Raw genomic sequence first — 13,290 nt, 5'->3', positions numbered from 1 at the left:
AGGCAGAATGCCGATGATGCGCGGCGCAAGCAGGGCGCTGAATCTGCAATGAGCATAAAACCGGGTCGACCGGTTTCTTTTTTAAGCATTAACTATCATTGATAGTAGTATTGTAGATAGGAGAAATCATGGACGTGCAAGACCTGAGGGAACAGGCGCTCGGCGCGGGAGCGCGCGCATCGGCCGCAACCGCGCGCAAGAGGGCGCTCGAGGGCGCGGCGACCGGTGCAGCGCGACGCAACGGGCGGGCGCAGGCGGAGAGCAAGCCCTTCCCTACCGCCGCCGTGCTGGGAGGACTGGCGCTGAGCCTGTTCATGGCAGCGCTCGATGCCACCATCGTGAGCACTGCCATGCCGAAGATCGCCGCCGGCCTGGGCAGCTTCGACCACTATACTTGGCCGTTCACCTCGTACCTGCTCACCTGCACGCTGGCGACGCTCTTGTGCGGCGCATGCGCGACGCGCTTCGGCCACAAGTGGGTGTTCGCCTGCGGCATCAGCGTGTTCGCCGTCGCATCGGCCGGTTGCGCGCTTTCGAACAGCCTCGACGTGCTCACGGCATGGCGCGCCGTACAGGGCGTGGGAGGCGGGCTCGTGGAGGCCGGCATGTTCATCGCTATGGCCGAGCTGTTCGAGCCGCGCGTGCGCGGGAAGTACATGGGCATCCTCTCATCCATGTACGGCCTGGCCTCCATCGCAGGGCCGCTGGCAGGCGGGCTGATCGCCGACACGGTTGGCTGGCACTGGATATTCCTCGTCAACCTGCCATTGAGCATCGTGGCGCTCGTGCTGGTGGTGCGGTTCCTTCCCGGGAAGCAAGCCCATGCGGAGCGGTCGTTCGACCTGCCCGGCGCCGTGTGCGCAGCCGCCGCCATCGTGCCGCTCACGCTTGCGTTCAGCTTGACCGGCAGCGCCCTCTCCTGGTTCTCCGGACCGTTCTTCGGGCTCCTCGCGACGGCCGTCGTCATGATCGCGGTGCTCGTGCTGGTCGAACGACGCCGCGATCACGCCATCGTACCGGTTCGGCTCTTCCGCCGCACGCAAGTGAACGGGGCGGTGGCGATGGGGTTCTGCTCGCAGTTCGCCCTACTGGTCGGCGTGATGTTCGTGCCGCGGTTCGTGCAGGAAGGGCTCGGGCTCTCGTCGACCGCCTCGGCGCTGGCCACCATCCCCATGACGCTGGCGCTCGTGGTGGGCAGCACGTTGGCGGGGCGGGTGTTCGGCAGGAACGGGAGAATGCGCGCTATCAGCCGTATCGGGTTCCTCGTGCTGGGCATCGGAGCGCTGCTGCTGTGCCTCGTGGGCCCTGCAACCGGCATGGTGCAGCTCGCGTGCTCGTCGGCGGTGCTGGGATTCGGCATCGGCGTGAACATGCCCATGACCAACATCGCCGCCCAAACCGCCGTGGAGCCGCGCGACATGGGCAAGGTCACCTCCCTCGCGCTGTTCTTCCGCGGGCTGGGCGGCACCGTGGGATCGGCGGCATGCGGCGCGGTTGCCGGCGCATCGTATCCGAGCGCGGCGCTGCCCGTATTCGCGCTTTGCGTCGGCGCGGGCATCGCCGGGCTCGTGCTGTCGGGCACGCTTCCGCGGCTCATCGAGCGTCGCAGGTAGAGGGCGAGGCGACGGGCACGCGTTAGTCGGCGGCCCGCTCGAGCAGCTCGCGCGCATGGGCGAGCGACGTCTCCGTGGCGTCGCCCGACAGCATGCGCGCGATCTCGGCGGGTCGCTCGGCGCTGTCCAGCTGGCGCAGATCGGTCTCGGGCATGGCGCCCTCGTCCCCCGCCGCCTTCTGCACCACGTAGTGAGCCTGGCCGCGGACGGCCACCTGCGCGAGGTGCGTGACGACGATCACCTGGTGCGTGCGCGCAAGGTCGGCGAGCACGTCGGCCAAGGCCACGGCGGTCGAGCCGCCCACGCCGGCGTCCACCTCGTCGAACACGAGCGTGTCCACCTCGTCCGCCTCGCCGAGCACCACCTTCACCGCCAGCATGACGCGGCTGACCTCGCCTCCCGACGCGATGCGCGCGAGCGGGCGCGCCTGCATCCCGGCACCCGGGCGGAACAGGAACTCCACCGCTTGCGGCCCCACCTTCGTCCACTGGCCGCGCTCGAGCGGCGCGAGGTCGCACACGAGCTGCGCGCCGCCCATTTCCAGGCGGTCCATCTGCGCGCACACGGCCTCGGCGAACCGCGGCGCGGCCTCGGCGCGCGCCTCGGACAGCGCTGCCGCCGCCTGCGCAAGCGCCTCCTCGGCGCGATCGAGCCCCTGCTGCGCCGCGCGTTCGCGCTCGGCGGCGTCGTCCACGAGCGACACGAGGTCGGCTGCCTCGGCGCGACGCGCGAGCACGTCCTCCATGCGCGGGCCGTACATGCGCAAAAGCCCCTGCAGCGAGGCCATGCGCTCCTGCTGCTGAGCCAATACCTCGGGATCGAACTCCACGCCCTCGCGGTAGTCGCGCGTCTCGCGCGCCATGTCCTCCAAAACGTAGCCCGCCTCACGCAGCGCGTCGGCGAACTCGCCGAGCCTCGCATCGAAGCGAGCTGCACCGTCGAGCGCCGAGATGGCGCTGCCCAGCGCGTCGATGGCCCCTTGCTCGCCCGCAAGCGCCTCGTGCGCCGTATTCGCGGACACGGCCAGCGTCTCGGCGTGCTCGACGCGCGCGAGCTCCTCGAGCAGCTCGTCGTATTCGCCTTCGCGCGGATCCACCGCGTCGATGCGCTGCAGCACGAAGCGCGCCTCGTCGAGCTTGGCCGACGAGGCCTCGCCCGCCTCGCGCACGCGCGCCAGCTCGGCCGCAGCCGCGTTCGCCGTCGCGAACGCTTCCTCGTACGCAGCGTGCGCCTGCGCCACCGCTTCGCCCGCCCAAGCGTCGAGCATGCGCACATGCTGGGAGGTCTTCATGAGCTGCTGGTGCTCGTGCTGGCCGCACAGGTCGATGGTGGGAGCCACGGCGCGGGCAAGTTCGCCGACGCTGGCCATGCGGCCGTCGATGGATACGCGCGAGCGGCCGTCCGCCGTCACGCGGCGGGTGGCCACGAGTTCGCGGAGGTCATCGAAGTCGCCCGCAGCCAGGGCAGCATCGGCTTCGGTGCCGTCGGCGGAGGCGATGCCGTAGAACCGCCCCGACACGGCGAGGGACTCTTCGCCGTCGCGGACGGCGTCCTTGTCGGCGCGCGCGCCCATGAGCAGCTTCAACGCCGAGAGCAGCGCCGTCTTGCCGGCGCCCGTCTCGCCCGTGAGCACGGTCAGCCCGCGCGCCGGCACGAGCGTCGCCTCGCGGATCAACGCGAGGTTCTCAACCTGGATCTCATCGATCATCGCGCACCTCTTCACACCTTCGATCGTTCTGGAACCATCAAGTATACCAGCGCCGAAGAGTCGCTCTGAAGCAGAATCCCCCGGTCCGCAAACCCATCGCGATTCCCACGCCGCTTCCATGCAGCTCTCGCGTGGACCGCACGCAGCCCTCGCATTGATCTCACGCGGTTCACGCGCCGCCCTCGCACGGTGCTCAAGCGGTTCTCGCGCTGCTGTCGAAGGAGAGCGGCCACCCTACAGGGCGAAGCGATCCTTCACGCTCGCCGGCTTGGTCTGGGCGCGGTGCTGCTCCATGAGGTAGAGCACGCAGTCGGTGCGGTTGCAGGCGCGCAAAAGCTCGATCTGCCGGTCGAACGTGCGCTCGTCGACGAAACCGTCCCGCACAAGCGCCTCCACCATCGCCCGGTCGCCCTCCTGCGCCACGCGCTCCTGAGCCTCACGCTCGTGATCTCGCAGATACGCCACGAGCGCCGTGCGCGTCGCGTCCTCCAAGCGGTACGGCACGGTCAGCCGATGCAGCACCGCGCCCAGCTTGTCCGGCAGGTTCTTTCCCGAGCGCAACTGCTCGTCGTAGCGGCCGTAGTCGAACGGCACGCCGTCCGCCGCGTCCGTCAGAAAGCACGTGAGCAGCTGGTCGGCCGATACGTGCACGATCGTCCCCGTGTGCTCGAGGCGGCACACCGCGTACTCGAAGCTGCCCTCGCCGATGGAGCGCACGCTGGCCGGAACGGACACGGGCCCCTCGAGGATGCGCGAGCAGAAGCAGTGCGCGCCGATGACCTCGAGGCCCTCGGGAAGCGCGAGCCGCTTCGCGTTGCGGCATGCGTTGTCGCGCTCGACGACGCGCACGGTGTCGGCCACCACGAGCGATGCGGGAGCGTACGGCAGCGCGCGCACGCCCACGCGCACGAGCGGCCGGCCCTCCACCGCGCGCGGCAGCACGAGCACGTCTTCCGGCGCGACCGAATGCGCGGCCGAATGCGCCACCTGCCCCGGCGACGGCGCCTGCTCCACCGCGCTCTGCCCGCGCAGGGTCGCCGCGCGCACGGCTGCCGCCGCTGCGAACCGCTTCGACACCGAGGTGGGCGCGGGCGGCCCGGCCACCAGCACCGCCCCCGCGCCGTCGAAGTCGTACCAGCACCCGTCGAGCTCCACCGCCTGCAGACCCGCCAGCCGCACGCCGCGCGCCGCGAGCGGGCGGTGCGCCGGCGCCTCGGGCGGGCACAGCCACACGGCATCGTCCCAGCCCTTCGCGTCCACGCGCGCGAGCGTCGCCGGGCACGACACTACCGAAGGGGGCTCGCATCCGGCGGCGAACGCCGCCGCGCCGATGCACTCCACGCCCTTCGGCAATTCAATGCGCTCGTCGTACGGCGAGGCCAGGAACAAGAGCGTCGCCCCGCCATCGGCGAACAGGTTGCCGTCGCGCGAGCTGAACCGCTCGTTGCGCACGTCGACGGAATACTCGCGCCGCTTGAGGCGCGGCGACACGCCAGCGAGGTCGCACGGCTGCTCGCCCAGAATGCGCACGCCCGCGCCCACGTGTATATGCTGCACCGACAGCGCCAGAAACGCGTTCGCGCCGATGCGCTCCACCGTATCGGGAATCGCGAGCAAACGCACCCCCACACCCTGCACAAAACGACGAGCGAACGCCTCGGCCGCGATGCGCACCACCGGCACGCCGCCGAGGTACGCGGGAAGGTTCACCACGAGGCACTCGCTGCGCCCGACGGCCGACGCGAAACGCCGCAGGTCTACCGCGACGATGGCGTAACCGTCCTCGTCGCGACGCACGCGCAGCGCCCCGCGCAGGTCGACGGCCTCCAGCCGCGCGTCCTGCGCACGAGCCGCGTCCCCTCGCCGCTCCCGCTCGGTGGCCTGGGCGAGCAGCGCTTCGCGCTCCTCATCCGAAAGCCCCATGCCCAACGATCCCACCACCAGCAGGTCGCCGTCAGCACCCTTCTCACCGCCCTGCGCCGCCCACGCCCGGTACGGCGGCAGCTGCGGAGACCACACCTCGCCATCGATCGCGCGCGCTGCGTCCACCACGTCGACCTCGGAGGGCGCCAACGCCAGCTCATTTTCGTGCACTTGCACAATTAGTTCGTCGATAGGGGTTTCTATATCGTAGAACACCAGATCATCCGTAGGCATAGTTTCGTGCTACCTCCCAAAACTTATCGCTACGCTGCGTGTTTACCGCCCGCTTTTCCCATGCTACACTGCGCGTGGCAGCGATGGCAAGCGTTAAGCCGACGCGCGCCGCGCGCACATGCAACGAGCATGCCGCTCGCCGCAGCATGCAACGCCGTCGAAGGAGGCCCCATGGCGTCCGATGCCGCAGGTCCGCTTGCCCGCCAAGCCCTCGACCTCGCGAAAAACGCACTGCTCGTGAACCTGCGCTTCATGAACGCCGCGTTCGCGCGCCTGCATCCCTTCCCCGTCGCGGGCTCCACGCTCGCCACCGACGGCGCACACCTCCGCTACGATCCCGCCTCGCTCGCACGCCTTTACGCTGCCGAGCCGACCGAGCTCACCCGCGCCTACCTTCACATCGTGCTGCACAACGTGTTCCTCCACCTCTATCCCGGGCCGCATGTCGACGCGGCGCGCTGGGACGCGGCCTGCGACATCGTCGCGGAGCGCACCATCGCCGAGCTCGACCTGCCCGCCACCCGCACCGCGCGCGCCACGCGGCAGCAGGCCGCGCTCGCCCGCATCGACGCGGCATTGCCGTTGGCCACCGCCGAGACGGTGTACCGCTATTTGCAGGACGAGGGCCTGGACGCCTCCGAGCTGGCCGAGCTGCGCGCTCCCTTCTACGTGGACGACCACGATCCCTGGTACCGCCTGATGGCCGCCGAGGGCGAGGGCGACGTCTCCGAGGAGGGCCGGCGCGCCGAGGAGCAGGAGGACGGCTCGTCCACGGCGCCCGCGTCCGGGCCCGCCGAGAGCGGCACCGATGCCGAGCTGCCGCCGGACGCCGCCAGCGCCAAGCGCAGCCACGCCTCGCACCGCGGCATGGACCCGGACGACATAACGCAGAAGGAAGCGCCCGAGAACGCCAAGCCCTCCGTGGGCGAGCGGTTCGCCGACACCGTAAACCTCGACCGCTCGCGCGAACAATGGAAGAACGCCGCGCTCGAGATGGGCGTGCAGCTGGACGCCTACGCCAAGCTCTGGGGCGTCAAAGGCGCGAACCTCGCCATGAACCTGCGCGCCGTCACGCGCGAGAAGCAGGACTACCGCGAATTCCTGCGCAAGTTCGCCCGCATGGGCGAGCAGATCCGCGTGAACGACGACGAGTTCGACTACGTCTACTACTGTTACGGCTTGGAGCGCTACGGAAACCTGCCGCTCATCGAGCCGCTCGAGTACGTGGAGGAGAAGCGCATCCGCGACTTCGTCATCGCCATCGACACGTCGGCCTCAACGAAGGACGGCCTCGTGCGCCACTTCATCGAGAAGACGTATGCCATCCTCGAGCAGGAAACGAGCTTCTTCGCCGACATGAACGTGCTCATCATGCAGTGCGACGCCGCCATCACGGACGTCGCCCGCATCGCGAACCTGCGTGATCTGGACGACTACCTGGACGATCTCGAGATCAAGGGGCTGGGAGGCACCGACTTCCGCCCCGTGTTCGCCTACGTCGACGACGCCGTGGAGCGCGGCGACCTCACGAACCTGGGCGGCCTCATCTACTTCACCGACGGCCAGGGCACCTACCCGACCCGCAAGCCCGACTACGATACCGCGTTCGTCTTCGTCGACGACGCATCCGCCGCCGCCAGCCCGCACGTTCCCGCGTGGGCCATGAAGGTGGAGCTCGGCGAAACCGTCATCCTGAACGACTGAGGAACATGTCCCAAATGGGGACTGTCCCCATTTGGGACATTTTGGAAAGGAAGCACCGCATGGACATCCAGCAAGCCAAGCAGCAGATCAAAAACGCGATGGTCGCCTACTTCTCGAAGGACGAGTTCGGCACCTACCGCCTCCCCACCGAGCGACAGCGCCCCGTGTTCCTGCTGGGCGCGCCCGGCATCGGCAAGACGGCCATCATGGAGCAGATCGCGCAGGACCTCGACGTGGGGTTCGTGTCGTACTCGATGACGCACCACACGCGCCAAAGCGCGCTCGGCCTGCCCTTCATCGCGAAGAAGACCTACGACGGCGTGGAGTACGACGTGTCCGAGTACACGATGAGCGAGATCATCGCCGCCGTGTACGATTCCATGGAGGCCACCGGCAAGCGCGAGGGCATCCTGTTCCTCGACGAGATCAACTGCGTGTCGGAAACGCTGACGCCTGCGATGCTGCAGTTCTTGCAGTACAAGATCTTCGGACGCCATCGCGTGCCGGACGGCTGGATCGTGGTGACGGCCGGTAACCCGCCCGAGTACAACCGCACGGCGCACGATTTCGACATCGCCACATGGGACCGCCTCAAGCGCATCGACGTGGAGCCCGACTTCGCCGCCTGGCGCGACTTCGCCGTGGAGACGGGCGTGCATCCCGCCGTGCTCACCTACCTCGACATCGAGCGCGACCACTTCTACCGCGTGGAGACCACCGTGGACGGCAAGTCGTTCGTCACCGCGCGCGGCTGGGACGACCTGTCGGCCATGATGAAGCTGTACGAGGAACGGGGCATCCCCGTCGACGAGCTGCTGATCGGCCAATACGTGCAGAATGCTGAAATCGCGAAGCGCTTCAGCGTGTACTACGACCTGTTCACGAAGTACCGAGCGGACTACCAGATCGACCGCATCCTGGCCGGCGAAGCCGAGCCGGGCGTGCTCGACCGCGCCCGCGAGGCCGCCTTCGACGAGCGCGTCTCGCTCATGGGCCTCATCACCGACGCCCTCGGCAGCCGCCTGCGCGACACCGTGCTGGAGGAGCGCGCCGTAGAGTTCATGCATGGCAGGCTTGCCGCGCTGCGCGATGCGCTCGAAGGCGACGACGTGAACGTGCTGCCCCTGCTGCGCGAGGAAGCCGCCTCGCTGCAAGCGCGGCTGGCCACCGAGCGCAAGGCGGGGCTGCTGTCGGACGAGAAGTACGTGGCGTACGAGCGCACGCTCGCGCTGGTCGATCGCGCGCTGCGCTGCGACGCGGCGGGCGGCGGCGTGCCGTTCTCGCGCGTCAAGGAGCTGTTCGCCGAGCAGGTCGACGCGCTCGACGCGCGCATCGCAGACACCTCGAGCGCGCTCGACAGCGCTTTCCGGTTCGTCGAGGACGCGTTCGGCAGCGGCCAGGAGATGCTGCTGCTCGTCACCGACCTGTCCGTCAACCGCTACGGCATGTCCTTCATCAACGACCACGGCTGCGAGCGCTACTTCGCCCACAACGAGGACCTGCTGTTCTACGAGCGCGGCTCCGATCTGATCGACCGCATCAACCGTTTGGATTTGACGGAAGACGAGTAGCCTGCGTCCGCGCCCCGCCGCCGCGAACGGCGGAGGGACGCGGACCTTTTACGCGCAGTAGGCTCGGATGGCGTCGCGGAGGAATTCGGCGGCGCCGGGAGCGACAACTTCGTAGTAGGCCCTGAAGCGGTCGTCGGCCACGTACATTTCAGCGATACCCCGGTGCGCGGCCTTGGAGTACGTGCCGTCTTTCCAGAAGGCGCACAGCCACTGGCGGTGCAGGTCGGCCGCACGGAGCGCATCCTCGCCCGCCGGATCACCCGCCTCTATCGCCGCCTGCAGCGCATCCTTGACGCCCTGCTCCAGCTCCTGCGTTCGACGGTACTGCTCGACGCTCATGCCCATGAGCTTCGCGTTGCTCGCGTCGGCGGCGTCGTCGCCCCAACGCTCGCGCACCTCTTCGCCGTACCGGCGCTCGTTCTCGTCGACGAGGCCCTGCTTGAAAGCCTCGAATTTTTCCTGGTCTTCCATACTGGTGGAACCTTCCATACAGGCGAGCGTTTTCTCCACGCTCGCAATCAATCCGTCGAGGCGCTCCTTGCGCGCATGCAGCTCGCGCAGATGGCCGGCCAGCGCATCGCGCGCGTCGAACGCAGGGTCGTCCAGCAGTCGCCCGATGTCGGCCAGCGGCATATCGCATTCGCGATACAGCAGCACCTGCTGCAGCCGGTCAACCTCGGCGGGCCCGTAGCGACGGTATCCGTTCGCCGCGCGCTGCGCGCGCACCAGCCCCAGCTCGTCATAGTGGTGCAACGTGCGCACCGTGCACCCCGACAACGCGGCCAGTTCGTGCACCGTGTAGCCGTGTTCCGCCTGCTCGCGTTCCATGAGCTGCCTCCTTCCTTCGATCGCGATCATATTCGCACCTTACACCCTTCCGTTACGTGAGGGTCAAGCGCTCGGAAAAAGATTTTTGCGTGCGGGTGGAATTCGCTACAATGCTCGTACCGTTGAATGAAGGAGGGCGGAGTGCAAAGCGTAGGTACCGGCGCATCGAACGTGCTTGCCGAATTCGGCCCCGAGCTGGCGGCCGTCCTTCGCACTGCACAGAATAACGAAAAGTACGCCCAATCCGTTCGCAAAGCCTGGGCGGACAATCCCGAGGCGGCCGAATATCTGCTCGCCCATACGAACATCATGTTCTTCGAAAAAGACCAAGCACCCCGAAAAGGCCCTGGCAGCGACAAGGATCGATACAACCTGTGCGTGTACGTCGATGACTCACTCGCAAATTCCGAGTTGAACGCGCGCCGGGAGTTGCTGGTTTTGATGCTCGCCCAGGAAGGCATCCATTTTCAAAGTCTGGTCATCCGCTTCGCAACCAAGGATGCCAAAGAACGCCATCTCTTTCCAGAACTCGTTGAAAAGCTGCACTCGCATGCACGAAGCAACCGGAAGGAGATGCCTGCGCAGCGTGAGGCGACCAGTGACGAGGACATCGCTGCGCTTGCCAACAGGATCGACGATCCTCGCATCTCCGAGCGATTCAAAACCGCCATGACGGTGACCTCGGGCGATCCGTCGTCGCAGCCCGACCCTTCGAACAGCTGGATCGGGCGAGAGGGCACGGATTACCAGATCAAAGACGAGTCCAGACTGTTGGAAATTCTCAAGCGCGCGTTCTGCCAGGCGTTCGAGGATTACGAGCAGGCATGGGCCGTACTCGAACGAGTGGAAGGAGCCTCGCTCGACGAGATCTCGTTCAGCAAAACCGCCCGCAGCGGGACGGCCCGCTATCGCTGCCATCTCTATTCGAGCGATCCGAAAGAGCTACGCGAAATCGTAACGGCATACGGAGGAACCATCGCCTCCCGCGCCAGAACGCTTGGACTGACTTTGTCGGGAATCAGCGTCCACGAAAGCCTCGAACCGATCAGAGGCATGCATGCATTCCCGAAGAGCGGCCACCCGCTGCCGATGCGCGCCTACAAGCTTGCACAGATCGAACGCCTGCTCTAGCCGCAGGGAGAAGGCGCTCCGGCTCTCGTCGGCCATCGCCTTTCTCACAAAACGGACGCCAATCGGCGGAGCGGCAGAACGAGCGAACCGCGGCGCTGCGCGCGTCTTTTCGGACGCTACCTCCCCATCCGCAGCTTGAGCGCATCTTTCGGGCATGCATCAGCGCAGGCGGCGCACTGGATGCATTCGGCGTCGCCGATCGTCCCCGCTTGCAGCAGACACTCCACCGGCAAGCTCATCGGACAGGCAAGTTCGCACTTCCCGCAGCCGACACAACGATCCGGTTCGGTCTCGATTCTCAGCTGAGGCAGATGCAGCGCTGCACCCAGCTTCTCTCCCAAAACCATGAACGGCGCCATCCAGCAGATGCAATGACACATGGCTCGTCGTCCCAGAAACAAATTGGGCACGAAAAAGAGCGTCACGATGCCAAAATAGATAGGCAGACCGAGCGGGCTGTTCATCGACACGCCGCCCGGTATGCCGGCCAACGGGTCGACCATCGTGAACCCGCCCGCTATCCAGGCGCACGCGACGATAGAGCATACCCATGGGACCCAGATGACATACTTGATGCACGTACGCCACCCGAGGTTCGCCCGCTTGCTCACCGCATCGGCCTCAAATTCTTGCAGCGCGCCCGCCGCACACGCCCAGCCGCACCATGCCCGGCGCACGACCAAAGCCAGCAGAAATTGGATCGTGAACACGAGTGCGCTCGCCACCACGACGCCTTCGAGCGCCCCTTCGATGATGAGAACCGGCGAGAAATAGAAAATGGTTATCGGGAACAGCAGAAACGATACGAGCAACGCGAGGCGCCGCACGCGCTGACGTTTTCTGCCCCTCTCGCGACGCTCGCGCACCGTCTCCCGCGTCGTTGCTTCCTCGCGCCTCATGCGGAATACCCGTTCCGGACCATCAGATGGTTCGCCCTGGGCTTCTTTTTCGAAGCCGGCACTTGTTCTTCGGCCATCGTCCTCACCTCACCGACGCAAGCAGGCCATGAAACGCCTCGTCCATGCGCTCGCACAGCTCGTCATCGTCGAATTCGGCCCCTGTGGCCAGCATGGCAGCCATGCCATGCACATACACGATCATGTGCAGGTACAATTTCCGTGCCTCTTCGGGCGAAAGGCCGCCCAACTCTTCGACGCATCGTTGCACACCGTCGACAGCCACACTTTCGTATACGTCTTCGAAGCCCGCCGCCCCCATATGCGGCGACAGGTACAGGAAATGAAACAGCAACCGCTCCTCGCGCGCAAGTCGCAGATGCGAAAGGCCATGCGACTCGAAAGGGTTGCGCCCATCGCCCGCGTGCTCGCGATGAAACGTCTGTGCCCATGCGCGGGCGTGTTCGTAAAGCCGGCGCATGAGTTCGCCCATGTTGCCGAACAGGCTGTAGATGGGTTGTACCGAGCATCCCGCCCGCTGCGCCACCGCCCGCGCGCTCAGCGCTGCTTCGCCCTGCTCGCGTACGATGCCGAGCGCCGCGTCGAGCACCGCCTCCTTGGCAACCCGCTGCTCCCGCATACCGGCCCTCCCCTGTATAACACTCGTTATATTACAAGCGCACTATACAACGAGCAGATTGCCGAGACAAGCAGAGAGAGCCTTCGATGGGCGGAAGCGAACCTGCTTCTACGAAAGCGATAGGCACGCGCACGCGCCATCGCGACCGGCGCCTTATGTAAGTTTGTTCGCGTCCATGAACTCCTTGAGTTCGCGCTTGCGGGTGGAATCGAGCTCCTTCTTCGGAATACCTTGCACCGCTCCTTCGAGGCCATACAGCAGATGCAGGCATGCGCCAGGATCGATGGTCTGCACCTTCAGCCAGGCCCGTTCGGCACCGAGCGCCAGCAGATCCTCGGACGTTTCGATTCCCACCCGGACAAGCTGTTCGGCCGCGTAAGGGCCGATGTTAGGAAGATCGGTTAAGTTCGCCATGAAAGCCTCCTCAGGCCGTCTCCTCGACACGGGCCCGCAAGCAGGCGAGATCGTGGTCGTCGGGATGTTCGAGCGCTGCATCGAAATTCTCGATGAGCTGGCGCATACGCGGTTCCTGCGCGGGGTTGGTCTCTGCCTGCTGCTTGTAGCGTTCGCGAACGCTCGCCGGCATGCGGCCTTGGCACATGAACGTACCGATGATCCGCGCCGATTCGGGCACGTGCATGGCCACGCGGGCAACCACAGCTGCGAAGTACGTCGCATCGGCACCGAAGCCGCACGTGCCGAACAAGAAAACCTCCTTGCCGTCCAACGAGGACAACAGTTCGGCCGTGTCGTCGGTGCAGTCGCCGCGGTTCGTCCAGAAGCCGACATACACACGCTCGGCCGCAGCGACCGCTTCGACATCCGCTTCGCCGATGCGCCCGAACGCAAGCCTCCCTTTATCGGGCAACGCAGCGGCCACGGCGCGCGCAAGCGCTTCGGTATTGCCGGTTCTGCTGTCATACACGATGGCGTAGGTCATACATCGCTCCTCTCGGGTTGCTTCTGCTTCGTTATACGCCCCGCCCCGCTCGCTGTAAACCCCGGTATACTGGTGCACGATCGATCACACGGAGAAGGGAGT

At 66.5% G+C, this 13,290-nt stretch carries 11 protein-coding genes; 4 read left to right on the top strand and 7 right to left on the bottom strand.

The annotated features are described in order from the left end of the window. Positions 1-128 precede the first annotated feature (128 nt). Positions 129-1,613: an MFS transporter gene (locus C2L71_RS01590; RefSeq protein ID WP_103264029.1), complete on the top strand. Its 1,485-nt coding sequence runs from the start codon at positions 129-131 to the stop codon at positions 1,611-1,613. A gap of 22 nt (positions 1,614-1,635) precedes the next feature. Here the strand turns inward: C2L71_RS01590 and recN are convergent, their stop codons facing one another. Both recN and C2L71_RS01580 read right to left on the bottom strand, forming a co-directional pair. After that, on the bottom strand, positions 1,636-3,321 hold the full coding sequence (recN, locus tag C2L71_RS01585) for a DNA repair protein RecN (RefSeq protein WP_103264028.1): 1,686 nt from the start codon (positions 3,319-3,321) through the stop codon (positions 1,636-1,638). Between the two features lie 234 nt (positions 3,322-3,555). After that, a complete protein-coding gene (locus C2L71_RS01580; protein WP_103264027.1) occupies positions 3,556-5,478 on the bottom strand; it encodes a leucine-rich repeat protein in 1,923 nt (640 codons plus the stop codon). Positions 5,479-5,649: 171 nt separating this feature from the next. On the opposite strand from C2L71_RS01580, the gene C2L71_RS01575 reads away from it, so the two are divergent. Both C2L71_RS01575 and C2L71_RS01570 read left to right on the top strand, forming a co-directional pair. Beyond that, positions 5,650-7,182, top strand: a complete 1,533-nt coding sequence (locus C2L71_RS01575) for a vWA domain-containing protein (RefSeq protein WP_103264026.1) — start codon at positions 5,650-5,652, stop codon at positions 7,180-7,182. A 59-nt stretch (positions 7,183-7,241) separates the two neighbouring features. After that, positions 7,242-8,753 (top strand): ATP-binding protein, encoded by a 1,512-nt coding sequence (locus tag C2L71_RS01570; protein ID WP_103264025.1) that lies wholly within the window; start codon positions 7,242-7,244, stop codon positions 8,751-8,753. Between the two features lie 48 nt (positions 8,754-8,801). Here C2L71_RS01570 and C2L71_RS01565 read toward each other — a convergent pair whose 3' ends face one another. Further along, complete coding sequence (locus tag C2L71_RS01565) at positions 8,802-9,581, bottom strand: MerR family transcriptional regulator (RefSeq protein WP_103264024.1); 780 nt, start codon at positions 9,579-9,581, stop codon at positions 8,802-8,804. A 171-nt stretch (positions 9,582-9,752) separates the two neighbouring features. Between C2L71_RS01565 and C2L71_RS01560 the strand changes: the two genes are divergently transcribed. Further along, positions 9,753-10,712: a hypothetical protein gene (locus tag C2L71_RS01560; protein ID WP_129588459.1), complete on the top strand. Its 960-nt coding sequence runs from the start codon at positions 9,753-9,755 to the stop codon at positions 10,710-10,712. 116 nt (positions 10,713-10,828) lie between these two features. Here C2L71_RS01560 and C2L71_RS01555 read toward each other — a convergent pair whose 3' ends face one another. From C2L71_RS01555 to bilS, 4 genes are all read right to left on the bottom strand, one after another. Further along, positions 10,829-11,611: a 4Fe-4S binding protein gene (locus C2L71_RS01555; protein ID WP_103264022.1), complete on the bottom strand. Its 783-nt coding sequence runs from the start codon at positions 11,609-11,611 to the stop codon at positions 10,829-10,831. Between the two features lie 82 nt (positions 11,612-11,693). After that, complete coding sequence (locus C2L71_RS01550; RefSeq protein WP_103264021.1) at positions 11,694-12,248, bottom strand: TetR/AcrR family transcriptional regulator; 555 nt, start codon at positions 12,246-12,248, stop codon at positions 11,694-11,696. A 153-nt stretch (positions 12,249-12,401) separates the two neighbouring features. Further along, positions 12,402-12,662, bottom strand: a complete 261-nt coding sequence (locus C2L71_RS01545) for a TfoX/Sxy family protein (RefSeq protein WP_103264020.1) — start codon at positions 12,660-12,662, stop codon at positions 12,402-12,404. Positions 12,663-12,672: 10 nt separating this feature from the next. Further along, complete coding sequence (gene bilS / locus C2L71_RS01540) at positions 12,673-13,188, bottom strand: flavodoxin family protein BilS (protein ID WP_103264019.1); 516 nt, start codon at positions 13,186-13,188, stop codon at positions 12,673-12,675. Positions 13,189-13,290 lie beyond the last annotated feature (102 nt).

Origin of the sequence: Enteroscipio rubneri (assembly GCF_002899715.1) — a bacterium.
Classification (GTDB): Bacteria; Actinomycetota; Coriobacteriia; order Coriobacteriales; family Eggerthellaceae; genus Enteroscipio; species Enteroscipio rubneri.
Note: the sequence above shows the minus strand (reverse complement) of the source record. Positions and strands in the feature narration are given on the sequence as shown.

Bases quoted from the DNA above. Each gene is read 5' to 3' on its own strand.
- C2L71_RS01590 (WP_103264029.1), top strand. From the start codon at position 129: ATGGACGTGCAAGACCTGAGGGAACAGGCGCTCGGCGCGGGAGCGCGC.
- recN (WP_103264028.1), bottom strand. From the start codon at position 3,321: ATGATCGATGAGATCCAGGTTGAGAACCTCGCGTTGATCCGCGAGGCG.
- C2L71_RS01580 (WP_103264027.1), bottom strand. From the start codon at position 5,478: ATGCCTACGGATGATCTGGTGTTCTACGATATAGAAACCCCTATCGAC.
- C2L71_RS01575 (WP_103264026.1), top strand. From the start codon at position 5,650: ATGGCGTCCGATGCCGCAGGTCCGCTTGCCCGCCAAGCCCTCGACCTC.
- C2L71_RS01570 (WP_103264025.1), top strand. From the start codon at position 7,242: ATGGACATCCAGCAAGCCAAGCAGCAGATCAAAAACGCGATGGTCGCC.
- C2L71_RS01565 (WP_103264024.1), bottom strand. From the start codon at position 9,581: ATGGAACGCGAGCAGGCGGAACACGGCTACACGGTGCACGAACTGGCC.
- C2L71_RS01555 (WP_103264022.1), bottom strand. From the start codon at position 11,611: ATGAGGCGCGAGGAAGCAACGACGCGGGAGACGGTGCGCGAGCGTCGC.
- C2L71_RS01550 (WP_103264021.1), bottom strand. From the start codon at position 12,248: ATGCGGGAGCAGCGGGTTGCCAAGGAGGCGGTGCTCGACGCGGCGCTC.
- C2L71_RS01545 (WP_103264020.1), bottom strand. From the start codon at position 12,662: ATGGCGAACTTAACCGATCTTCCTAACATCGGCCCTTACGCGGCCGAA.
- bilS (WP_103264019.1), bottom strand. From the start codon at position 13,188: ATGACCTACGCCATCGTGTATGACAGCAGAACCGGCAATACCGAAGCG.